Raw genomic sequence first — 23,183 nt, forward strand, 5'->3', positions numbered from 1 at the left:
GAGGTTCCTTCGGGGTTCGCGTTCCAGGCATCTTAAATGACTGCCCACGCTAGCTTGACACTGACCCAAACATCTCCGCGTTTGAAATGAACCAGCTCGTGCTGCAAAATGAGCTCAAGCTGATCTGCCGGGAGATTTCCCGCCGGAAGCAAGATGACCGGACGGGCAAAGCCCATCAGCATCGGACTGGAAATGCCGGGACAGACCTTCAGCCCAATCTGCCGCCGGATTCCCAGCTTCGTTTGAACATCCTGCAGTGTGCTCAGGACTAGCGGAGCAGTGATCTCGTCGCTCCAGCGCTTGACCATTCTCAGAAAACGTCTGTGTCGAACGGCATGATAAGCGATAAATACGATCGCTCCTACAAGCCATAGGCTACCGGCAAGGACAGACCACGGAATGACGAGCGAGGTAACCGTCGCGGCAGAAACCGCATGTTCCCCGAAGGAACCGCTCGCCGCCTTCAGCCCGGGGATCAGCGTATTTATATTAATAGCCGATTCTTGCGGGTGGATCCGGAATGGAATAATCAGTCCGACAACAATGACTAGCCACGCATAGTAGAGTCCTTTAGCCGTAAATTTCTTGGAGAGCAGAGGCGCAATAGCCATATACACAAGAGCAATAGCCGACATGGCCAGCGAACTCTCAAGTAATGAAATCAATAAATTTTGCAAGAATTACTCCCTCCGTTCCTTGGCCCATTTCAGCAAATCATCCAGCTCTTTGTCCGAGAGCTGTTTCCCGTTGTACAGCGTATTGACAAAGCTCAGGAATGAATTCTCGTGGTATTGCTTCATAAAATTTTCCGTTTCCAAGGCAAGGTATTCCTCTTTACGGATCAGCGGATAATAAGTGCGCTCTTTCCCCTCCTTTTCGGTTTGCAGAAACCCCCGTTCCACCAAACGCATCATAAGTGAAATAACCGTGGGGGCTTTCCATTTCCGCTCGTTCCCGAGCTGTTCCATAATCATCGCGGTAGTGATAGGCGGTTCGTTAGCCCAGACGACCCTCATAATTTCAAATTCCGCATCGGGCAGCCTCTTTATATTTTTCATGTCTTCCAACTCCTTTTTTGACAATTGTCTTTTTTCATATTTTACACTTGTCAAAAATAATAGTCAATACGTTTGGCGAATATTTTCTACATTTGTCTAATATAAAGGGGCATAGGTGGTGTCACAGCAAATCCTGCTCTCCCTTCCCAACAAAATAAGAGAGGAAGATGGCTCGCGCCTCTCCCTCTCCGTTAAAACCTATACCTTTGTAAATAGGAAATTGTTTTAAAGACTTGCCGAAACCGTCCCTTCCGGGAGCTCCCCGTCAATCCCCAGATAATAGTGCCTGATCGGCCTAAGGTCCTCATCCAGCTCATACACTAACGGAACCCCTGTCGGAATATTCAACCCGACAATTCCATCGGCCGGGATATTGTCCAGATATTTGACCAGCGCCCTCAAAGTGTTCCCATGGGCGGAGATAATGACTCTCTGTCCTTCCCTAAGCACGGGGACTATCGTTTCGTGCCAATACTTCAGCACCCGCTCTTCCGTATCCTCCAGATTCTCGGTCAAGGGAAATTCCCCTTCCTTCAAATCCTTATATCGGGGATCGGCCGCTTCATATCTATCGTCCTTCATATCCAACTGAGGAGGTCTGACGGAGACCGATCTTCTCCACAACTGCACCTGCTCCTCCCCGTATTGAGCAGCCGTCTCCGCCTTATTGAGACCTTGCAGGGCGCCGTAATGTCGCTCATTCAGCATCCACGACTTGGCAACCGGAATCCACATGAGATTCATCTCATCCAGGATGATCCATAGGGTTCTAATCGCTCTCTTAAGCACGGATGTATAGGCCCTGTCGAATACAAATCCGTTCTTCGCCAGGATTCTGCCCGCCTGCCTCGCTTCCCTCAGCCCTTGTTCGGATAGATCGACATCAGTCCAACCGGTAAACCGGTTTTCCAGGTTCCATATGCTTTGGCCGTGACGAATAAGTACCATTTTTATCATAGCGGGTCCTCCTTCCATCCTTTTCCTTATTATAACCCTTTTTCATCCATTTTTCTTCTAAGCCCGACTTCTGGAAGACAAGAGTGGACTTTTCGCTGCTGGACTTTTGGTCCATAGCGAATGTCCAGTTACTCGAGACCGTTTGGGCTCCCAATCGCTGTTATCCTCGGACCTTCTCCAGTTCCAAAACGTTCTTCTTTGCTCCTTCTACACCTTACCAGGATGCTGTAGCTGCCGACAACCTACCACAAGATTTCCGTTCACACCAGCTTCTGGTACAAGTGCCCCAAATACCGCCAGCGGATGACAAAGAAATAAACCAACTGCACCAGGACGAAGGAGGAAAAAACGATCAAAGAATTGTAAGCAATGGAATAATCGACCAGAAACTGCAGAGCCATGAAGGCCACCCCGCTGTGAATCACAGCCAGCACAATCGGCAGGAAGAAGAGCAGAAGAAGCTGCCTTGTGACCATTCTTCTTAACTCGGATTTGCTCAGCCCAATTTTCGAAATCATCTGGTACTGACGCTCGTCTCTTTCCAAATCGGCATACAGCCGGAAGTAGATGAAGCTTGCGGCAAAAGTGAAGAACACGACTCCCACCAGCACACTGACAATGAGCAAAATGCCGTTGGATTGCTTGGAGCTCAGCCATTCGAATACCAGAGAGGATAAATAGTAATCCGCTTCCGGGTCCGGCGGGATCCGTTCTGCCAAAGCTAGGGCAACCCCTCTGGACTTCTGCCACTGATCCACTGCGAAATAGTAATACTCCTGAAGGCCGGATGATTCGGATATTCGGTCATACAAGGAATCCGCAACGACCACGATATTTCTGAAGGAAGGCAGGACCATGTAGGGCGCTGCTTTCTTGACGGTCAAGGAAATATCCAGTTTTCCCTGCATTAATGTCGCGGAAACCGGCAACCTGTCATTTTTCTTGAATCGGTCCTTCTCCGCTATCGTGCCCGGAACCAATATGGCTTCCTCTTCATTCAACGATTCGGCGGGATAACCGAGAGCGACCGCCAGCTGATTGTACTCGCTCAGCTTCAAGATGGTCTTTCCATTTTCAGTATAATCCGGAACGACCTTAGCTTCCCGATAGGACAAATTAGCGCCCTCCAGTTGGTCCTTGATTTCCTGAAGATGCTTCTCTTTCAAGCGGTTATCCGGACTGCTGGAATAGCTGTAGGCGAACGGGTTCGTCATCTCGGCCAGCCCCGGATCGGCGATCGCCAGGCTGGTGCCGATGCCGGTAAATGCGGAAGCTGAAATAACCGCTACGATGAAGAACATGACCGCATTGTCTTTCATCCGATAGCTTAATTCCGAGAGAGTCAGCAGATTGATTTTATTAAAGAACAACCGTTCCTTCTTCTTCAACGCCCGGATCACATAAACACTCAATTGAGTGAACAGAAAATATGTCCCCAGCACGACAAAACCTACCCCTGCCGCCAATAGGATCAGGGAAAACAATCTTTGCACCGCGAACAAAAAGACCATTGCATACCCTGCGCCAATCAGTAAAACAGCGAGCAGCGACAAGATCAGAGAAGCTTTGGGCTCCGGCTTGGGCTTCTCATCGGATCGAATCAGCTCCGTCAGCTGCACCCGCGTTCCCGTTCGCGAAGTGAACAGCGAAATCAGAACGAACAGAAGGAAGAACGCCCCGGCTGTCGTCCATACGGCTTGAATTGGAATATAGAAGGCCAGCCCTTTCTCAATATACAGAATGCTCGCGCTGATTAACAAAATAAGCTTGGAAAAGACGAGACCAATAAGTATTCCCGTAATGATCGCGGCCATCCCGATCATCATATTTTCTATGAAAACAAGCTTGTTCAACTGCTTGGGAGACATTCCGAGCGTCATCAGAATGCCGAATTCCTTCTTGCGGATCTTCAGAAATGCACTGACCGAATACAATAGGAAGAAAAAAGAGAAAATGAAAATCAGGTATTGGGACACTCTCATTCCCATCGTCGCCAATTGGCTCATCGTTTTACTTGTGGAAGCCAGCTCACCCTGCAGATTCGGATGGAACAGAAGCAGGGCATACGTAAAAAAAATCATGACCGAAAAGGCGCTGCTCAAAAAATGGGCCAGATAGGTGCGCTTGTTGCGCATGATGTTATTAAACGCGAATTGGCGAAAAGTCATGCGCATCCCCTCCCAGCAGCGATAAAACGTTAATTATTTTCTGATAGAAGGAGGAACGGTTGTCCCCGCAATGGATCTCGTTGAAGAACTGTCCGTCTTTAATGAAGACGACGCGATGGCAGTAGCTGGCGGCAATCGGATCATGAGTCACCAGCATCATCGTCGCTTCCTCCTCCCGGTTTAATTTGGCCATCAGCTCCATAACGTCGCGGGCGGCCTTGGAATCGAGATTTCCGGTCGGTTCGTCGGCCAGCACCAGCTTGGGGGAATGGATGAGGGCCCGGGCAATCGCCGTCCGCTGGGCTTGTCCTCCCGAGATTTCATAGGTTCGTTTGTCCAAGATGGATTCAATTCCCAGCTTTGCCGCCATCACGGCCACTCGCCGGTTCATTTCCTTCACATCTACCCCGTCAAGGGTCAGGGGCAGCACGATATTTTCTTTAACCGTCAAGGTGTGCAGAAGATTGAACGATTGGAAAATAAATCCCAGTTCACGGCGGCGGAAATACGCCAGCTTCTCTTTGGATAATTGGTGAGGGTTCTTGCCTTCAATCCGCACCTCCCCCGACGTAGGAAAGTCGATCGTGGAGACCAGGTTCAGCAAAGTCGTCTTTCCGCTCCCCGACGGTCCCATAATTCCGACAAACTCCCCTTTATCAATCGTTAAATTAATGTTGGAGAGGGCCTCATAAGGCACCTTGCCCGGATAAATTTTGCTCAGATCATGCACTTTTAATATTTCCATAGCTGTTAGATCTCCTTACCTTTTACCGTTCTGCTTACAGTTTACTCCAGCCTTGCCGTCTTTCCTATCGCATTGTCTTTCATTAATCTAACAACTTTGTAAGATTACGCGCAGTGAAGGCCAAATCCGCACCATTCTCTCCGGCAAAAAAAAGAACCCCGGCTCCAAAATGGACTGGGATTCTCTCCGACGGATCGGCTGTCCTCCAGTACCCCGGGCCTCCCTAATGGGAAGCATGGGGGAAAGTGATTCGGACCGGATGTCAATCTCATGGTTCAGCTTGTCTACCACCTGCTTCACGAGATAAAGTCCCATACCGGTCGATTCTTTAAAGAGCCGGCCATTCTCTCCGGTGTAGAACGGATAGAACACGCGCGACAGATCCGATGCCGGGATGCCGACTCCGCGATCCCTGATTTCGAGATGGACCGCCCGCCCCTCGGAGGAAGCGGCGACGGTGATCTTCTCCCGGCTGCCGGCCGAATATTTGATGGCGTTGGACAGCAGCTGCTGCAGAATAAAGCGAAGCCACTTGGCATCCGTTTCCACGATAAATCGGGAATCGACCTGGATTTCCGGATACACATAGCTGCGGATGAACAAACGTTTATTTTCGCCGATCACGTCATTGACGATCTCGCGCAGCGACACCTTGTCAACGTGAAAATCCTGCTCGAATGTTTCAAGCCTGGCCATGTACAGCACCATCTCCAGTCCCGCCCGCATCCGGTCCGTTTCCTCCGAAATACTTTCGAGCCGCGGGTCCTCCTCATTCTGAATGATCAACTCAATGACGGACAAAGGGGTTTTCATCTGGTGAACCCATTGATTCATAAAGGTTAGGTGGTTTTGCTGCTTTCTTTCCCACGTTTTTAATTGCTGCTGGTAGTTGCGGTACAAGGAATTCAGCAGCTGCCCCAGCGCCTCCGGCACTGGGGCAGAATCCAGTTCTTGAATAGATTCGCTCAGCGATGTTTCGGGACTCGATAACCGTTCATAAAACCTGCGATGGCTGTAGTACCGGAACACCAAGTAGCCCGTTAACAGAAACAATCCCAGAAAAACGGCATACAAGGCGGTGGACAGATGGTCGTAACCGTCAAACCAGTAGACAAGAAGGACAACGAACAATTGAACGATCGTGAAGCCGATCAGAGGTAGGTGCTCCCGCAAAAACAATCTCATGTCCGTTCTTGAGCCTCCCACGTCTTGTTCAGACGATAACCTACTCCGCGGACGGTTTCCAGAGCTTCCTCGATGCCGAGCTCCGTCAGCTTTTTGCGTATGCGCGTTATATTGACGCTGAGCGTATTATCGTCCACATAGGTATAGTCGTCCCAGAGCTTGTCCAGGATCATTTCCCGGCTAACGACACGCGGACAGCGCTCCAGCAGTGTTTCGACCAGAACCGTCTCCTTTCTCGTCAGCGGAACCATGCGCCCCTTCAGATGCAGCTCCATCCTCTCCGGATAAAGCACTAGGCCGTCCCTGTCCACGGTCCTTTCGCTCATCTTGACCGCATAATCGCCGTATACACGCCGAAGCTGGCTGCGGATTTTGGCCATGACGACCTCATAATGGAACGGTTTGGTAATATAATCATCCGCGCCGTTCTCTATCGCTCTGACCTGATCCATCTCCCCGTTTCGCGCAGAAATAAAGATGATCGGGCAGGTCGAGACGGTTCGGATCTGGCGGCACCAATAATACCCGTCGAAGCTCGGCAAATTAATGTCCAGCAGCACCACATGGGGCTCCGTCTCTTGAAATTGCTCCAGAACGCGCTGAAAATCTTTAACGACGATCCCCTCGTCCCCATATTTTTGAATATAGGACTGCAGAAGCTCGGAAATTTTGGGATCATCCTCCACAATCATAATTTTGTACATCATTTACTCTCCCTTCCCGACAGGGGCTTGGATGGCTAACCGGATATCATCCGGCTAGCCACAGCCGCAGCCAGACTTTAACACCCGAAGCAGAGATAAGCCTTCAGCCTTCTCCCTTTGGTTTCATTATAACGCTATGATAAACTTAGGAATAGCTGCAGCCTATATGAGAAAAGGGGATTGGCTATGAGCAGATTGAGTCCGTATATCTATTGCGAGGATGCCAGAAAACAAGCCGATTTTTATGCAAAAGCACTGGGCGGGGAAATTGTGAGCGTACAAACCTTCGAAAATTGGCCCGACGCTTCCCCGGAAGAGAGAAGCAGAGTGATGCACCTCGTGCTCAAGGTCGGCGAGCTGCAGATTTTTATGGCCGACTCTTCCCCTATCCGCTCCGGAAATCAGATTGATCTGGCACTCGAACTGCAGTCGGAAGCCGAAGCGAGAACCGTATTCGAGCGGCTATCCCGGGATGGAAGGGTCATTTTCCCTCTGAAGTTAATGCCTTGGGGCTCGATGCTGGGCCGCGTCGAGGATCCGTTCGGAGTCCGCTGGCAAATTGCAGTAAAATAAACGCTTTTTTTTGAAATACGCGTTCCCCCGCTTGAATGGATTGGTGCCCTGCCCATTAGGGTAAGGGCCTGAATTTTCCTTTGACATGAAACCAAAAGGTTTCATATAATGATTTTTAAGCCAATACAGGAGTTGAGCTAAATGAATGAAGAGCTGCTGAAGAAATTACGTTATAAAAGCGGACAAGCTGCCGCTGTTCTTAATTCCCCGCCAGGATTCAGTCTTGGAAATGAAGCGAGCGACAGCACGGACGGCATCTGTGATTTCGTGCTGCTGTTCGTGAACAACGCCCGGGATACGGAGGAATGGCTGCCGCGGGTTCTTCCGATATTGAACGAGGACGCCCTGTTCTGGATCGCCTATCCCAAGCAAAGCTCTAAGATCAAGACCGATATTAACCGGGATACATTAAACGCTATCGTACAGAATAGCTCCGAGTACAGAGCGGTCAGCAATGTATCGGTGGACGAAACTTGGTCGGCCTTGCGTTTTCGCCCGCAGAGCAAGGTAAACACCAGAAAGTAAGATACTTATTTGATGATGGGAGGACTTAAACATGACCAAAAATTCTAATGCCCTGCCCGATATCCGTAAAACACAGATTTTTAACGCGCCTATTCAGAAAGTATGGGAGGCCGTTGCGACTGCAGAAGGCATGGCCTCCTGGTTTATGCCGAATGATATGCAGCCCGTCGTCGGCCATAAATTTCAAATCAACGCGGGTCCGTTCGGCATGTCGCCCTGCAAAGTAACGGAAGCGGAGCCGCCCCATCGCCTTTCCTTCCGCTGGGGCAAGGATTGGACCCTAACCTTCGAACTGAAAGAGCTGGACGGCAAGACAGAGTTCACTCTGATCCATTCCGGGTGGGATACCGAAACCGTTACCGAATTCGGCGAATCCCACGCCTTGGTCCACGACCGGATGAGCGGAGGCTGGACCGGATTGGTTAAGAAGCTGGGCGAGTATGTCGAGGCTTGACATGACCTCTCCGAAAGTGGATGTTTTCCAAGCCATTGCCGATCCCACCCGGCGCAAGCTCCTCAGACTGATCGATGACCGGGAGATGGCCGTGACGGCGATTAGCGGACACTTTCCGATAAGCCGGACGGCCGTTTCCAAGCATTTGCGCATTTTGGCCGATGCAGGGCTCGTCAAGGAGAGGAAAGTCGGGCGGGAGACACGATACCGTTTTGAGCCGGAGCCGCTTCTCGAATTGAAGCGCTGGCTTGCTTATTTTGATCGGTTTTGGGATAACAAGCTGTCCGTGCTGCAGCATTATGTGGAGTCCGATGGATCCGCCTCCACCCCGTCCCCCGCACGGCTGCAAGCATCTACGGATAAGGAGAAGAAAGAGTAAACGGAAAAGACAGTCCACGCTTTCTACGGATTACCCGATAGTATTAGCGCCGGACTGTCTTTTTCTATCTGTGTCGTCGAATTATACGCCGCAAGCAAGCACTATTCTTTAGCCGTCTTCGTGCTGAATTGATTGGTCATCGTCCGGATCTGACCGTTAAGGACACTAACATCCGGCGTTTCTGCAGGTTTGTCCTCCAGGTTGTATTTAGCCTTCAACCGAACAATTCTCAGCACGCTCTCGTTGATCCGTTCCTCGGTCAGCTTGCCTTCGGCGACACTTTGCTTTATGGCGGCGATCACGGCATCGACATTGGCATACTCGTGGGCAACCAGCAATATATCCGTCCCTGCCTGGACAGAGAGAACGGCGGCTTCCCCGATGCCATACCGATTGACGATTGCCCCCATAGTGAGGTCATCCGTCAGAATTACCCCATCGAAGCCCAGCTTATCGCGCAATTGTCCCGTCACTACCTTCTCTGACAAAGAAGACGGATTCTGCCCGTCAATCTCGGGAAACAGAATATGCGCCACCATGACGGCGTCCGCTCCTTCCCGGATGGCCTCCGCGAACGGCTTCCATTCCAGACCGGCCAAATCCTGCTCGCTCTTCCTGATGACCGGCAGGTCGAGATGGGAATCGGTCTCTGTATCTCCATGCCCCGGAAAGTGCTTGACTACCGGGATGATCCCGGTCTCCGCCATCTTCTTCATTACCTCGAGCCCCATGCCGGTTACGGTCTCAGCGTCAGAACCGAAGGAGCGGTCTCCAATAACCGGATTCTTCGGGTTATTGTTAATATCCAGCACCGGGGCAAAATTCATATTCAACCCCATTGCTCCGACCTCTTCGCCCAGAATCCTTCCGAGCTCTCCGGCCGCTTCCGGGCGGCCCCATCGTCCCACCTCCTGAGCGGTCGGCAGTTGATCGAAGCCTGGAAGCCGGCTTACCCGCCCCCCTTCCTGATCAACGGACAGAAGCAGCGGAACCGGATGGCCCTCATTCCATTGCTTGAGCCGGTTGCCGAAGCTAACGACTGAAGCCGGGTCGGATAAATTGTTTTTATAAAAAATAATGCCCCCGACATGCTGCTGCTTGATCATTCTTTCGTCCCGGGCCGAAGGGACCGTCCCATCGACACCGGCAATGATCATCTGTCCGATTTTTTCGTCCAGTGTCATCCGGTTCACAATGCCGGCAAGCCCCTCCTCCTCTTCTGCCTCAGCAGAAGGGCCGGGTACGGGTTCGGAGCTGGGCTCGGGTACCGGGGACGAGGATGGTTCGGAGGATGGTTCGTAGGACGGTGTCGGCGGTCCGGAAGGGGCCTGGCCGGCTTGGGCACATCCCGACAGGAGCAAGATCATTATTAAGGAGGCCGCGCATATTAACCATGTCCGTTTTTTCATGTCAATCACCTGCTGTTCATAATTTTTATCATCATACCACAACAGGACTTCCTGTCCCAATCCAAGGTTGTATATAAGGCGTTAGACTCTTGTTCCGCAGCCTCCGTTCTATGGTATGATTAGATTAAAATCCTTAAAGAGAAAGAGGGATTAAACCAATGCAGGAACTTGATCAAAGAACCAGGCCTCTGTTTGACCAGAATCTTTATCTGAACACCTTGCGTAAAAAGAATACGAAATGCACCATCATCACCGTGAATGGGGTACAGCTAAAGGGAACGATCACTGCTTTTGACAAATATGTCATCGTTATCCACGACTCCTTCGGCAAGCAGCAAACCTTGTATAAATCGGCCCTGTCCACCATTATTCCGGAAGTTCCCGTCGAACTTCAATCCGGATCCGATTGCAGTTAATATTATACGCAGCCACCGGCAGAAACCTACCGGTGGCTGTTGTTTTTTCCGGCACGGTGACCTGGCTTTGAAAAGCTCCCCAATCGCAGAAGAACGATCAGATGTAGAAAAAGTGTAGAATTCGCCTCCAATCCCTCCCGCCCATTCTTCCATCTGTTACAATAAACATGATTTTACTGACTACGGAGGACTGAATAGGAATGTCTCAGTTTATTGCAATTGTTGACGACGAGCTTCATATTCGGCAAATTGTTGAAGCCTATTTGCAGCGGGAAGGGTATCGCACGATCGGTGTTTCATCCGCGGAAGAAGCGCTCCAGCTGCGTAAAGTAATGCCCCCCGATCTGTGGGTGCTGGACATTATGCTGCCCGGCATGGATGGCTATGAATTCTGCCGGCAGATCCGGAACGACGACGAGGTGCCCATCATCATGATTTCCGCCAAGGATGAGGAAGTGGACAAAATTATGGGACTGGAGCTGGGAAGCGACGATTATTTAACGAAGCCGTTCAGCCCGCGCGAGCTGGTGGCCAAGGTCAACCGACTGCTGTTCAGGTGGTCCATGCAGCAGGCGAATCCCGGCACGGGATGCGCGGCTTCCCCGACAACTCTGGTGGTTGGGGCTCTGCAAATCATTCCAGAAGAAAGAAGAGTATATTGGCACGGCTCCGAGCTCGAGATGACAGCGAAGGAGTTTACCCTGTTGTACATATTGGCGGAAAGACCGAACCATGCTTATTCCCGAAGCGAGCTGTTAAATGAAGTCTGGGGTGCAGATTATTACGGCAGCGACCGGGCGGTCGACGATTTGGTGAAACGGATACGCAAAAAAATGGATAATCTCCCGCTGGATACCGTGTGGGGTTACGGATACAGGCTGCGTTCCACAGAGGAGGAGCCGTCATGAGGCTGCTGACTCGCCTGAATCTAGCATTCGGTTTACTCCTTCTTTTTCTCCTTATCGTGACCGCTTGGTTAATGAGCACGTTATTGTTGGATATCCTGATCGACAGCCAACGGAAAGAAATGAGGGAACAAGGCCGGGCTGTCATGCTGCAGTATATGGGGACCGGGTCCTCCCACAGCAGCGGTACGAATAGAACCGTCGATTTGGTCACGCAGATCGTTTCGCCGAATGCCCATATGGCCTTCCTCTATTCCAACAATAATGCCATTTCCCTGCCCGTCTCCAACGAAGAGTACACGGAGATTATTCAGAATGCCCGGGAGCTGGCTCTAGGAGAAGGCAATGTATGGAAGGGCCAGCAGAACACATACCTGATTGAGACGATCCAGGCGAACGATTATTCGGACAAGCTGGTCGTCGCTGCTCCAATGGACCGGTTGAAATCGATCCAATTCAGCTTCATCCAACGAATGGTCCTCATCTTCGGGTTGGGTGCCTTGTTCGCGCTGCTGCTCAGCATATTCATTACAAGGCGGCTGGTCACTCCCCTGTCCACTCTGCGGGATGAACTGCACAAAGTGCAGAATCGCCGCTTCTCCGAGGTTCAGATGGTGAAGGCGGGCGGAGAAATCGGGGAGGTCGCCGCAAGCGTCCATAAGCTGGCTGCCGAGCTGGACGGGTATCATCGGACGCAGAAGGAATTTTTCCAGAATGCTTCACATGAACTGAAAACTCCATTGATGAATATTCAAGGTTATGCGGAAGGAATCCGGGACGGCGTCTTTAAAGAGGAGCAGGCGAAGCACGGATTGAACGTCATCGCGGAAGAGTGCGAACGACTTAAGAAAATCGTGACGGAAATCATGCTGCTGGCCAAGCTCGATATCGAGGACGGAATCTTCGCCCATACGGAAGTAGCGATCCATCAGGTCGTTGCCCGAACGATAGAAAAGCTCGATCCTCTTATCATCCAAAACCGGATTGCGGTTGAATACAGAGAGGATGATACATCGCTTGATGCTATCATCTATGCCGATCCGGACAAGCTAATTCAAGCGTTGCTGAACGTAATCGCCAATGCGATCCGGCACGCCCGTTCGTCTGTCGTCATCCGTTCCTTCTGCAAGGATGGCAGCATCGTCATTGAAGTGACCGACGATGGGGAAGGAATTCCGGAAGATATCGTTCCGAAGCTTTTTTACCGTTTTGTCAAAGGACATGACGGGGAGAACGGGCTGGGGCTCGCGATTGCCCGCGCCATTGTCGAACGGTGCTCGGGAAGCATCACCGCCGAGAACCGACCGGAAGGAGGAGCCTTGTTCCGTCTCTCCTTCCCCCTGCAAAATAAATAGGCGGATGTTTTTTTCCTGAAAGAGCACAGCGTCACCGCGGAATCATATGGGAGCGTTTTACACAGTTTTTACATGCATTTCCCATCTGGAAACCCCAATTTGTTCCTTCTCATTTGCCGATATAAACCATGATTCGGATTTCAGCTCCCCCGCCCGCTCCATAATTCCGAATCCTTATCCCGGCTGCATATTAATTATCAAGGAGGACAATGACGTTGAGGCAAGGAAGATTGCAAAAAATCGTTCAGGTTGTATTATGTATGACCATGCTTTTCTATTGCATGGGAGCAGGCAGCATAATGGCAGCGGAGGAAATCTCCCGGCTCGTTCTGTCCAAGAACGAGCTGACAATGGAGATCGGCGACACCCAATCGTTAACGGCTACCGCAGTCTATGTCAACGGCAAAACGGAAGAAGTGACGATCAAGACGGATTGGGAGAGCGAAAATCCGGAAGTGGCGTCGGTCTACGCCGGTACCATTACGGCAAAGGGCGAAGGAACCGCTGTCCTGACGGCGACCTATCAGGGGAAGACAGTCGTCGTCAAGGTAACGATTCACAAGAAGGTCAAGGCTTTGACGAAGGATCGTCATTCCCTGCAGCTTCGTACCGGCGTTAAAGAGCAGGTGGAGTTAACTGCTTTTTACAGTGACGGGACGAAGGAGGTCGTGACTGAGAAAGCCGAATGGAGCGTCGACAATTACGAGGTCGCGACAGTCGTCAACGGTACGGTGGAAGGACTGGGCTCGGGGACGGCCACCGTTGTAGCCAAGTTCGGGAGCCGTTCGGTCTCGATTCCCGTCAGCGTTGAGCTGGTCCGCCGGCTGGATGCGGACAAACCCCAGGTCTCCCTGCTTGTCGACGGCACGGAGAGAATAACGTTGCAGGCCACCTTCCCCGACGGCACGGTCGAGGATGTGACCGAACAGGCGGAATGGTCCAGCAGCAACGAAACGGTGGCCGACGCCATCCGCGGCGAGATTACGGCTTACGCTCCCGGCGAAACCGTTATTACGGCGAAATACGGAAGCAAATCGGCATCGGTCAAAGTCGATGTCGACTCGGCCAAGAAGCTCGAGGTGGATCGGCAAAGCTTATTTATGAGGGTAAACAATACCGAGCAGCTTACTTTAAAAGCCACTTATGCCGACGGTCGAGTCGAAGATATCACGAATGCGGCGAAATGGACCTCCAGCGACGAAAAGATTGCCTTTGTCAGCAAAGGGAAAGTCCATGCCTCTGCTCCGGGCGAGGTTATCATCACCGCCCATTTCGAAGCAAAGTCGATTGATATCGCGATTGATGTGGAAGTTCCGCGTCTTCTGGAGATAGACCGGGAGTTTCTTTCCTTGCAGAAGGGCCAATCCGAACCGTTAAAGCTGTTCGCCACCTATCAGGACGGAACCCGGGAAGACGTAACGAACAAAGCGGAATGGAAGTCGGATAAGGAAGCAACCGCATTTGCTGCAAAAGGCGTGGTTACCGGTAAACGCTCCGGAGAAGCTACGATAACCGCGAAGTATGGTAATAAAACGGCATCCATCGTCGTAGACGTAGATATTCCTAGAAAACTGACGACAGACATCGATTCCCTCGCCCTGCAAAAAGGAGATACCCATCAAGTTACGGTACATGCTGTTTATGCAGACGGCCGGATGGAAGAGGTTACCCATCAGGCTGAATGGTCGGCCGGCTCCGACTCCTCCGTGGAAGTCCGCAGAGGGCTGATCACCGCAACGGACAGCGGAGAAGCCAAAGTAACCGCCACATACAGCGGCAGGACGGTTACCATTCCCGTCTTTGTGGACGTCGTTCAGGAGTTGAGCGCAGACCGGAAAACCTTGATGCTGAATCAGGGGCAAACCGGTTATATTAAATTGACGTCCACCGATAAGGCCGGCAATGTCCGGGATGTTACCCGCGATGCGGAATGGTTATCCAGCTCTCCGAAATATGCCGATGTTAGCAAAGGTGCGGTTACGGCCTTCGAAAGAGGCAAAACGATCATAACCGCCAAGTACGGAGGCCAGTCCGTCACCATTGCGGTAGATGTCGATATCATCACGAAGCTGACCGCCGATACCCGGGCCTTGTCTCTGAAATCCGGCGATCAGAAGCAGATCGCCGTGACGGCTACATTCTCCAACGGATCCGAAAGAGACGTAACGGCAGAGGCAGACTGGAAAACCTCCTCTTATAAAGTTGCTGACGTCGACCATGCGGGGCAGGTCACCGCTGCCGGATACGGGAAAGCGAAAATTACCGCCTCATACGGCGGCAAATCTATCTCCGTTCAAGTCGACGTAGATACTTTGAAATATTTAAAAACAGACGTAGTGCAGCTGGAATTGAAAAAAGGCCAAACATACTCTGCCAAGGCCACCGCTACTTATGCGGACGGCACGGATGAGGATGTGTCCGTCGAAGCTTTATGGCAATCTTCAAAATTAATAGTAGCGGATGTTAAAGACGGAATCATTCGGGCGAACGGGCCGGGCAAAGCGACGATCACAGTGAAATTCGCAGGCAAACGGACGAAAATTATCGTGACGGTTACGGATTAGCGGTGAAAAAAACTCCCCTTCTCGCTTCGGCGGCAAGGGGAGTTTTGATGTGTATGAAGAGACCGGAGCTCCGGCCTAATCAAACGCTTAATATTAGCCTCCAGACTCCATAAACGCAAACAGCGTTCACCGCAATCAGCAGAGGAATCCCGATCACGAAGGAAGAATGCTTCGTCTTATGACGAAACCTTCTCATCCCCAACCACGACCCGACCGCACCTCCCGCCAGAGCCAGACCGAACAGCCTTCTTTCGGGAATTCTTCTCTTTCCCTTGCCGGCCAGAGCCTTGTCCCGTCCCATTGACCAATAGCCGAGCCCGTTGACCAGCAGCAAATAAATAATCAATAATTTCATTCTTCCGCCTCTCCCCCTTAACCCTCTCGCGATTTATGCTAATCGATTTCGCCGGGCCTTGCAACTGGCTATCGCTCGAATCGGCAAGCTCATGTATAATAGAAACCACATTTGTAAAGCAATAGGAAGAAAAGGAGGTCCAACCATTGAATATCAAAGAAGTCGATTTGCCGGGAATCGGCCGTAAATTTCAACTGCAAACCCGTACCGGAGATTCCGTGGTCGTCGTCATTCATGACAACGGACTGCGCGAAATATATCACTTTGGCGAAGATGAGCAGGAAGAATGCTTGTCCAACATCTCCCTAGAAGACGACGAAGCGAGGCAAATGGCCGCAATTATCGGCGGCATGAGCTATAAGCCCAAGGCTTTGGAAGAAATCGAGATGTCCCTGGAGGACCTTGTTATTGAATGGTTTAAAATCGAACCGGATGCCGCCTGCGTAGGCCAAACGATCGGCGAGCTGACGATCAGACAAGCTTCCGGTGCCGTCATCATAGCGGTTATCGATAAGACACGACATACCAAGGTAATCAATCCCGGACCCGAGCATGTGCTAACCGCTCATTGCACCCTCGTCGCTACCGGCGAAAGAGAGCAATTAAAGAAACTTAGAGCCCTGCTGCAGCTCAAGAAGCAGCAATAGCCCTGTCCCACGCCAAAAGGCCATGTGATGCCCCTATCCATTCCCGGGGACCGCATGGCCTTTGTTATTAGTTGTGTTATTCAACGGGTTGCTATTGCCCCGGCTGCTCTGTTTTATTGCCTCTGCCGAACAGCTTAACCGCCAGGTTGTAAATCCGTTTGGATTCCTTCGTCAAGAGCGGTCCAAGTATGGCCAGAAGCAGCACATACAGCACCGCGAACGATTGGACAACCGGAAGCAGTCCGCCCGCTTTGCCAATATTGGCCATAATGATGGAGAACTCTCCGCGTGAGGATAGGGTCAGACCGATATTGACGGAAGCTCGCGGCGAGATTCCGGCGATTTTGCCCGCCAGCATGCCGGCAACCAGATTTCCGATAATCGTCAGCACCACCGCCAATATTGCCATGCCGACCGCTCCGCCCAGGGATGCTGGGGCGATCGTTAATCCGAAGCTGAAGAAGAACATCGCCCCGAAGAAATCACGGAAGGGCAAGATGAGCTGCTCGATCCGCTTGACGTGAACCGATTCAGCCAATACGAGCCCGACCATCAGAGCACCGATAGCTTCGGCCACATGGAACGTTTCCGAAAATCCCGCAATGAGAAACAGTGCGGCCAGAATGACCAATAGGAATAACTCGGGCGATGATATATTCAGCCCTTTATCCACATACTTGATGACTCTGCGTCCTACAATAAGGAACAAGAGAATGAAGATAAGAGCCGATAACGATGTCAGCATCACCCCCAGGAAGGAGGTCGCTCCGCTTAACACCAACCCCGACAGAATCGAAATATGAACGGCAATAAACAAGTCATCGAACATGATCATTCCCATGATGATTTCCGTTTCCCGGTTGGCCGTCCGTTTAAGGTCCACCAATACTTTGGCTACAATGGCCGTGGACGAGCTGGTCATGATTCCCGCGATGACCAAGGTTTCCTTGAGCGGCATACCCATCATCCAACCGAGAAGAAGTCCGAACAGGAAGTTAATAATAATATAGAACAGCCCGCCAATGACAATCGATTTTCCGGATTTCATCAGCCGCCCCACCGAAAACTCCAGCCCCAGATAGAAAAGCAGGAACAGGACGCCAAGCCGGCCCATAAAATCAATAAATTCGGAGCTTTCAATAAACCGGAAATCAAAAATCCATACGTGGGGGGCATGCGGGCCGACAGCCATCCCGACCAATATATAGAAGGGAATGACCGAAAAGCGAAGCTTCGTTGCGATCAAACCTACCGTTGCCACCAATAAAATAGCCAATCCTACTTCAAAAATGATCGTATCCATAATTCCCCCCTGTTATTCGTCTCCGTTTAGCAAAAACCTCTTCAGCTTCTTGATATGTTGTCTTTCTCCCGCGACAATTAGAGTGGAATCTGCCTTTAGTGGATAGTCTGGTCCCGGATTAATATATTTATTATGATTCTTCTCTACGACCGCCAGGATGGATGCGCCCGTCCTCTTGCGCACATCGAGGTCTCCTATGCTGGACCCTACGCAACGGGCATCTTGCTCGATCTTGTACCACTCGATGACCAGATCGTCGAGTGCGACATCGATCGTTTCCAACGCACGGGGGCGATAAGTCATTCCTCCTATGATCCCTGCAATCATTCTGGACTCCTCATCATCCAATGTAACCATAGAGATACTTTCTTCGGGATCCTTATAGTCGAAGTGAAACAGTTCTCTTCTCCCATCGTCATGAATAATGACAACCAGCTTGTCACCGGAGCGCGTGTCCAGTTGAAACTTGCGGCCAATTCCAGGCAAATCAGATTCACGGATATTCAAAATGATAGTCCCTCCGCTTTCTTTATTCACAATATAAGTCGGGTTTCCCGGCTTCGTAAGGTGATTTTTTATAACGATCGAACTTTACAACACGATTCCATCGGATTTCACAAAATGGGTCTGTCCGACAAAATATGAATTAGATTCATTATTTCATTTATATAAAGGCCAAACTGCATAAATTATTCACAAATGTCTTAACTAGTTTTGAAAATAGGCGCACTTAATTAGCCCTCCCCTTATATCCGTCTACAGGCGGAATCGGAGGTAAAGAAAGCTTGACTGAAGTTTGTTTGGTTAAAATAATTAGCGAGGTAGATAGTTAACGTGATTAAACAACGTAAGTCGAGGTAAATTTAATAGGCATTAGAAATATGCCCTTTATAGCAAGGGGAATGAAACGAAACAAATAAATTATAGGCGGCAAAGCCAAAACCAGCAGCAATAGAGGGAATAGCGGAATCCAGGACAGCCATTTATGAACCCATAGGAGGCCGACCTTGGCGGTATTTCGGGTAGTTATAATCGAATGCTCTTTAATGGAAGAGACGAGTGTCGGAGATTCTTCAACCAAAGGATGGCTGGTATCCACAAACAAAGAGGAGGAAATAAAAGTAGTCAACAGGACGAATGCTAAGATCAAAAAGTAACTGCGGAAGCTGACTGTGGCGGTTGATCTCATTAGCGTACCTCCTGTTGGTCATTTTCATAGCTATCTGCAAGAACGGGAAAACGAATATCCCGTCCCCAATTCATTGAATTCTAATAGTAAAAGCAGGGATATGCACAGAACAAATAATTTCCCCCAATAATTAAAACTATCATGCATATTGCAACCAGTCAAGTCTTCTGCGCGGGAAAGAATTCGCCGTCCAGAATAAACTCCGCCGGTCCCTTCATATAAATATGTGAATTTTCAGACCACACAATTTCCAGATCGCCACCAAGCAGGTGGACAGTGATCGGGGTGTTCCGCTCCAGCAGCCCGTTCAAAATTCCGGCAGCAACCGCCGCACAGGCTCCGGTGCCACAAGCTTGCGTGATTCCCGAGCCCCGCTCCCATACCCGGTAATCGATCTCCCGGGGCCCCCTTACCTGAACGAATCCGACGTTAACCCGTTCCGGGAATATGGGGGCAAACTCAATCGAAGGACCGATTTCATGAATAGGCACTTCATTCACATCGGGGACGAACAGAATGGCATGAGGATTTCCCATGGACAAGGCGGTTAGCCGGTAAGTTTCGGAGACGATCGCTACTTCCTCATCGATTGTAGTGCTTGCTGGGTCCCCGAGCATGGGGACCTCCGCTTTCGTTAAGCGGGGCGCTCCCATATCGACTGTAACCTGCCTCACCTTGCGGCCGAAGTCCGCATCGACCTCTACCGATACTGTTCCCCCCAGCGTTTCGATCGTAAACTCGCGCCGGTCGATCATGCGGCGTTCATACACGTATTTAGCCACGCATCTTAGCCCATTGCCGCAATTTTTCGCTTCCGAGCCGTCAGCATTGAAGATTCGCATGCGAAAATCGGCGCATTCCGAAGGGCCTATGAGAATCAGCCCGTCCGAACCGACTCCGGTATGAACATCGGATACAACCCTTGCCAGCAGCTCCAGCCTCTCCTCCGGAATGAGCTCCTGCCATTGATTTACGTAAACGTAACAGTTTCCCAGACCATGCATCTTGGCAAACTTCATAGCTGTTCTCCCTCCCCCGTCAAAATAGGAAGTCGGCCTCAGCCAATCTTCGTCTGATTTCATCTATAATCCGCCGTTCCTCCTGCTCGCTGCCGGCCTGGAAAGTAACGGAAAAGCGGACATAGCGTTCTCCGTTATTGTCCCAGGGAACGGTAGAGATCAAGTGATGACGGATTAAATAATCACTGAATTGCTCGGCACTGCCAAATTCCGGTCCGCCTTTGACCGCTTTGGGTGCTTCGGTATACAGGAAGAAGGAGCCTTTCGGCTTGTGCGCCCGAAACCCCGCTTCGCGCAAAACCTGCACCAGCATATCATGCCGCCGCGAATACTTCTCGCTGATTCTGCGCGTGATATCCGGGTTGTTGAGAGCGAAAGCGGCCGCTTTCTGAATCGGGATGAACTGGCCCGAATCGCAGTTGTCCTTGATGGTGGCGAAAGCCTTCACCATTAACGGGTTGCCGGCGATAAATCCGATTCTCCAGCCCGTCATATTGTACGACTTCGACAAGGAATGAAGCTCCACCCCCACCTCCTTGGCACCCGGTAAGGACAGAAAGCTGAGGGGCTTCTCCCCGTCGAACACGAGAGCCGAATAAGCAGCGTCGTGTACGACCGCAATCCCGTTATGCTTCGCGAAGCGCACGACCTTCTCGAAAAATTCCGGTGTGGCGGAAGCACCCGTCGGATTGTTCGGATAGTTCAGATATAACAGCTTGGCCTTGCGCAATAGATCGTCCGGCAGGGCATCCAAGTCCGGTAAGAACCGGTTGTCCTCCGTCAAGGGCAAAGATACGACGCGACCGCCCAAATATTCGGTATGCGTGCCGAGAACCGGATAACACGGCGAGGGCATAAGAGCGACATCCCCCGGATTGATAAAAGCGTACGGGAGCATCGCCAAGGCCGGCTTGGAACCAATCACGTGGTTGATCTCGCTGTGCGGATCGATTCCGGCCACGCCGAATACCTGCCCCATATAGTCGCTGGCTGCCTGCTTGAATTCGAAGACGCCGTTATCGGCATAGAACCGGTTTTCCGGCTTGGCGGCTTCCTCGGCGAGCAGGCGGACGACCCGCAGATCGGCCATCTCGTCCGGCTCTCCAACTCCCAGATCGATCAATTCTTTCCCGGGATGCTGCCGCAGCGCCCATTGCTTGGCGCGTTTTATTTTTTCGAATTTATAAATTTCAGTCTCCTGGCCGAACCTCTCGCCGCCAATCCTGTCGGCTAATAATTTGGGAATGAACCCTCCTGATGGCTCCATGCGCTCCCCTCCTGACAAAGATAAGTTTCGATAATATAAAGCTTCATGCGTTCCAGTTCCAGCAAATGACAGAGAATCTTCGAGTCAAGCCGGCTCACTCCGCCATCTTACTCAACGTGCCCGCAAATACCGGTCACAGGCGGCTGCGGCCTCCCGGCCTTCACGAATGGCCCAGACGATCAAGCTCTGCCCCCGGCGCGCATCCCCTGCAGCAAAGACTCCGTCCAGGTTCGTCGCGTATTCTCCGAACTTAGCGTCAATGCAGGAACGCTCATTCGTACGGATGCCCATTCGCTGCAGAACATCCTGCTCCGGTCCGCTGAAGCCGATAGCAAGCAGAACGAGCTGTGCCGGCCAAATCTGATCGCTTCCCGGTACTTCCTCCCGAACCCGGCTCCCCGACGTTCCTTCCACCGTACGCAGACGGACGCTTCTCACTCCGGATACCCGGCCCTCCGAATCGCCGATGAACTCCTTCGTCAGAACCGCAAATTCGCGAGGATCGTCGCCAAATACCGCTTCGGCCTCCACTTGGCCGGAATCGCGTCTGTGCACAAGCGGCCACTGCGGCCAAGGATTGTCCGCTTCCCTTGCCGATGACTTGCGGGGATAGATATCAAATTGCGTTATGCTTCTGCAGCCGTGCCTCATGGCGGTCGAGATGCAGTCCGTAGCGGTATCTCCTCCGCCGATCACGAGCACATCCTTCCCTTTGGCAGAAATATATTGATTATCCCGATGCCCGGAATCCAGCAGGCTCTTCGTATTCGCGTGCAGGAAATCCATGGCGAAGTGAATACCCGCAAGCTCCCGGCCTTCGACCGGCAAATCCCTCGGGGCGGTCGCTCCGATACAAAGCACCACCGCGTCAAACCCCCGTCTCAATTCCTCCAGCGGATGATCCTTGCCTACCTCAAAGTCTGTGACAAAACGGATTCCTTCCTCCTTCAACAGCTTCACCCGCCGGTCAATGACGGATTGCTCTATTTTCATCTTGGGAATTCCATAAGTCAGCAGCCCGCCGATCCGGTCATGGCGTTCGAATACGGTAACCTCGTGTCCCGCCTGATTCAGTTGATCCGCGCAAGCGAGTCCCGCCGGGCCCGAACCGACGACAGCCACCTTCTTCCCGGTTCGCGTTCCGGGGGGACGGGGGACAACCCATCCTTCCTCGAAGCCTCTGTCGATAATGGCCCTTTCTATCGATTTGATGGCCACCGGGGAATCGTACAAGGCGGCGACACATGAGCCTTCGCAGGGGGCGGGGCAGGCCCTTCCCGTAAATTCCGGAAAGTTATTCGTCATATGCAGCCGTTCCAAGGCCTCCCGCCAATGCCCCCGGAACACCAGATCATTCCATTCGGGAATGAGATTATGGACGGGACATCCCGTGACCATCCCTTCTATCGCTCCCCCCGTCTGACAGAAAGGGACGGCGCAGTCCATACAGCGGGCTCCTTGCTCCCGCAGCGCTGTTTCAGGCAGAGACCGGTACAGATCGTTCCAGTCCTGCAATCTTGCCGCCGGCTCGCGTTCTGGCTGCTTCGCCCGGCGGTAGTCCATAAATCCTGTCGGCTTACCCATCCATTGCCCCTCCTATCCTTCTATTGGAGACTGTCGATTAATGGTATACAACCAAAGATCATGCGCAAATGCTGCACGGTTTGGTTTTAACGGACCTCAGAGACCTTATTCACTCCAGAAGGGCCTTTCGGTCATTTTAACGGACTTGGATGACCTTATTCTCAAGAAATGCATGCGAAAGCAGGAGAATTCCAAGCAATAAGAGCAACGGTGTCCGTTAGTCTAAAAAAACCGCCTGTTTTGACGAAATAGAGTCTCCCAGGTCCGTTACGTTTTCGCTGTTGGACTTTTCACTTGTACAACATCCTGTTTAACGCCTTTCCCGCAATGAATCGACAGCCTCTATTAATCCGTTATGGCTTAACGTTCTATAATTTCCGTCTGTAAGCGAGCTCCGAATAGATTGGAGCAGATGCTCGCCG

General features: G+C 51.5%; 24 protein-coding genes. 9 read left to right on the top strand and 15 right to left on the bottom strand.

Features of this window, described 5'->3' with window-relative positions; genetic code table 11:
• Nucleotides 1–32 precede the first annotated feature (32 nt).
• From ACFQ03_RS07120 to ACFQ03_RS07150, 7 genes are all read right to left on the bottom strand, one after another.
• Complete coding sequence (locus ACFQ03_RS07120; protein ID WP_379287106.1) at nucleotides 33–677, bottom strand: M56 family metallopeptidase; 645 nt, start codon at nucleotides 675–677, stop codon at nucleotides 33–35.
• A gap of 3 nt (nucleotides 678–680) precedes the next feature.
• The gene (locus tag ACFQ03_RS07125; protein WP_144933729.1) at nucleotides 681–1,058 is read right to left on the bottom strand and encodes a BlaI/MecI/CopY family transcriptional regulator; all 378 of its coding nucleotides are present in this window, start codon (nucleotides 1,056–1,058) and stop codon (nucleotides 681–683) included.
• A gap of 225 nt (nucleotides 1,059–1,283) precedes the next feature.
• Nucleotides 1,284–2,015 (bottom strand): 2,3-diphosphoglycerate-dependent phosphoglycerate mutase, encoded by a 732-nt coding sequence (gpmA, locus tag ACFQ03_RS07130; RefSeq protein WP_144933728.1) that lies wholly within the window; start codon nucleotides 2,013–2,015, stop codon nucleotides 1,284–1,286.
• Between the two features lie 260 nt (nucleotides 2,016–2,275).
• Nucleotides 2,276–4,183, bottom strand: a complete 1,908-nt coding sequence (locus ACFQ03_RS07135; RefSeq protein WP_144933727.1) for an ABC transporter permease — start codon at nucleotides 4,181–4,183, stop codon at nucleotides 2,276–2,278.
• A complete protein-coding gene (locus ACFQ03_RS07140) occupies nucleotides 4,158–4,928 on the bottom strand; it encodes an ABC transporter ATP-binding protein (RefSeq protein ID WP_144933726.1) in 771 nt (256 codons plus the stop codon). The genes ACFQ03_RS07135 and ACFQ03_RS07140 overlap by 26 nt, the downstream gene beginning before the upstream one ends.
• Before the next feature lie 87 nt (nucleotides 4,929–5,015).
• A complete protein-coding gene (locus tag ACFQ03_RS07145; protein WP_379287110.1) occupies nucleotides 5,016–6,113 on the bottom strand; it encodes a sensor histidine kinase in 1,098 nt (365 codons plus the stop codon).
• Nucleotides 6,110–6,817: a response regulator transcription factor gene (locus ACFQ03_RS07150; protein ID WP_144933779.1), complete on the bottom strand. Its 708-nt coding sequence runs from the start codon at nucleotides 6,815–6,817 to the stop codon at nucleotides 6,110–6,112. Before ACFQ03_RS07150 ends, ACFQ03_RS07145 begins: the two co-directional genes overlap by 4 nt.
• Before the next feature lie 186 nt (nucleotides 6,818–7,003).
• Between ACFQ03_RS07150 and ACFQ03_RS07155 the strand changes: the two genes are divergently transcribed.
• From ACFQ03_RS07155 to ACFQ03_RS07170, 4 genes are all read left to right on the top strand, one after another.
• Nucleotides 7,004–7,390 carry a VOC family protein gene (locus tag ACFQ03_RS07155; protein ID WP_144933724.1) on the top strand — a complete coding sequence of 129 codons (387 nt, stop codon included), beginning with the start codon at nucleotides 7,004–7,006 and terminating at the stop codon, nucleotides 7,388–7,390.
• Nucleotides 7,391–7,531: 141 nt separating this feature from the next.
• Nucleotides 7,532–7,915: a hypothetical protein gene (locus tag ACFQ03_RS07160; protein WP_144933723.1), complete on the top strand. Its 384-nt coding sequence runs from the start codon at nucleotides 7,532–7,534 to the stop codon at nucleotides 7,913–7,915.
• Between the two features lie 31 nt (nucleotides 7,916–7,946).
• Nucleotides 7,947–8,369 carry an SRPBCC family protein gene (locus ACFQ03_RS07165; protein ID WP_379287112.1) on the top strand — a complete coding sequence of 141 codons (423 nt, stop codon included), beginning with the start codon at nucleotides 7,947–7,949 and terminating at the stop codon, nucleotides 8,367–8,369.
• A 1-nt stretch (nucleotide 8,370) separates the two neighbouring features.
• A complete protein-coding gene (locus ACFQ03_RS07170) occupies nucleotides 8,371–8,748 on the top strand; it encodes an ArsR/SmtB family transcription factor (RefSeq protein WP_144933778.1) in 378 nt (125 codons plus the stop codon).
• 101 nt (nucleotides 8,749–8,849) lie between these two features.
• On the opposite strand, the gene nagZ is transcribed toward ACFQ03_RS07170, so the two are convergent.
• Nucleotides 8,850–10,157, bottom strand: coding sequence for a beta-N-acetylhexosaminidase (gene nagZ / locus ACFQ03_RS07175; RefSeq protein ID WP_379287115.1), 1,308 nt, complete (start codon nucleotides 10,155–10,157; stop codon nucleotides 8,850–8,852).
• A 158-nt stretch (nucleotides 10,158–10,315) separates the two neighbouring features.
• On the opposite strand from nagZ, the gene hfq reads away from it, so the two are divergent.
• The 4 genes from hfq (at nucleotide 10,316) to ACFQ03_RS07195 (ending at nucleotide 15,397) form a co-directional block, all read left to right on the top strand.
• On the top strand, nucleotides 10,316–10,573 hold the full coding sequence (gene hfq / locus ACFQ03_RS07180; protein WP_144933720.1) for an RNA chaperone Hfq: 258 nt from the start codon (nucleotides 10,316–10,318) through the stop codon (nucleotides 10,571–10,573).
• A 200-nt stretch (nucleotides 10,574–10,773) separates the two neighbouring features.
• Nucleotides 10,774–11,481: a response regulator transcription factor gene (locus tag ACFQ03_RS07185; RefSeq protein ID WP_144933719.1), complete on the top strand. Its 708-nt coding sequence runs from the start codon at nucleotides 10,774–10,776 to the stop codon at nucleotides 11,479–11,481.
• A complete protein-coding gene (locus ACFQ03_RS07190; protein WP_144933718.1) occupies nucleotides 11,478–12,833 on the top strand; it encodes a sensor histidine kinase in 1,356 nt (451 codons plus the stop codon). Before ACFQ03_RS07185 ends, ACFQ03_RS07190 begins: the two co-directional genes overlap by 4 nt.
• Nucleotides 12,834–13,048: 215 nt before the next feature.
• On the top strand, nucleotides 13,049–15,397 hold the full coding sequence (locus ACFQ03_RS07195; RefSeq protein ID WP_379287118.1) for an Ig-like domain-containing protein: 2,349 nt from the start codon (nucleotides 13,049–13,051) through the stop codon (nucleotides 15,395–15,397).
• Nucleotides 15,398–15,476: 79 nt separating this feature from the next.
• Here ACFQ03_RS07195 and ACFQ03_RS07200 read toward each other — a convergent pair whose 3' ends face one another.
• Nucleotides 15,477–15,752: a DUF1294 domain-containing protein gene (locus ACFQ03_RS07200; RefSeq protein ID WP_144933716.1), complete on the bottom strand. Its 276-nt coding sequence runs from the start codon at nucleotides 15,750–15,752 to the stop codon at nucleotides 15,477–15,479.
• A 146-nt stretch (nucleotides 15,753–15,898) separates the two neighbouring features.
• Between ACFQ03_RS07200 and ACFQ03_RS07205 the strand changes: the two genes are divergently transcribed.
• Nucleotides 15,899–16,399, top strand: a complete 501-nt coding sequence (locus ACFQ03_RS07205; protein ID WP_144933715.1) for a cation:proton antiporter regulatory subunit — start codon at nucleotides 15,899–15,901, stop codon at nucleotides 16,397–16,399.
• A 91-nt stretch (nucleotides 16,400–16,490) separates the two neighbouring features.
• Here ACFQ03_RS07205 and ACFQ03_RS07210 read toward each other — a convergent pair whose 3' ends face one another.
• The 6 genes from ACFQ03_RS07210 to ACFQ03_RS07235 all read right to left on the bottom strand — a co-directional run bounded on the left by ACFQ03_RS07210 (nucleotide 16,491) and on the right by ACFQ03_RS07235 (nucleotide 22,761).
• A complete protein-coding gene (locus ACFQ03_RS07210) occupies nucleotides 16,491–17,702 on the bottom strand; it encodes a cation:proton antiporter (protein WP_379287120.1) in 1,212 nt (403 codons plus the stop codon).
• 12 nt (nucleotides 17,703–17,714) lie between these two features.
• A complete protein-coding gene (locus tag ACFQ03_RS07215; protein WP_144933713.1) occupies nucleotides 17,715–18,209 on the bottom strand; it encodes a cation:proton antiporter regulatory subunit in 495 nt (164 codons plus the stop codon).
• 331 nt (nucleotides 18,210–18,540) lie between these two features.
• On the bottom strand, nucleotides 18,541–18,891 hold the full coding sequence (locus ACFQ03_RS07220; protein WP_379287122.1) for a hypothetical protein: 351 nt from the start codon (nucleotides 18,889–18,891) through the stop codon (nucleotides 18,541–18,543).
• 158 nt (nucleotides 18,892–19,049) lie between these two features.
• Nucleotides 19,050–19,910: a diaminopimelate epimerase gene (gene dapF / locus ACFQ03_RS07225; protein ID WP_144933711.1), complete on the bottom strand. Its 861-nt coding sequence runs from the start codon at nucleotides 19,908–19,910 to the stop codon at nucleotides 19,050–19,052.
• A gap of 19 nt (nucleotides 19,911–19,929) precedes the next feature.
• Nucleotides 19,930–21,177 (bottom strand): LL-diaminopimelate aminotransferase, encoded by a 1,248-nt coding sequence (locus ACFQ03_RS07230; RefSeq protein ID WP_379287125.1) that lies wholly within the window; start codon nucleotides 21,175–21,177, stop codon nucleotides 19,930–19,932.
• Nucleotides 21,178–21,288: 111 nt separating this feature from the next.
• The gene (locus tag ACFQ03_RS07235; RefSeq protein ID WP_379287127.1) at nucleotides 21,289–22,761 is read right to left on the bottom strand and encodes a glutamate synthase subunit beta; all 1,473 of its coding nucleotides are present in this window, start codon (nucleotides 22,759–22,761) and stop codon (nucleotides 21,289–21,291) included.
• Nucleotides 22,762–23,183 lie beyond the last annotated feature (422 nt).

Origin of the sequence: Paenibacillus residui (assembly GCF_042677205.1) — a bacterium.
GTDB lineage: Bacteria > Bacillota > Bacilli > Paenibacillales > NBRC-103111 > Paenibacillus_L > Paenibacillus_L residui.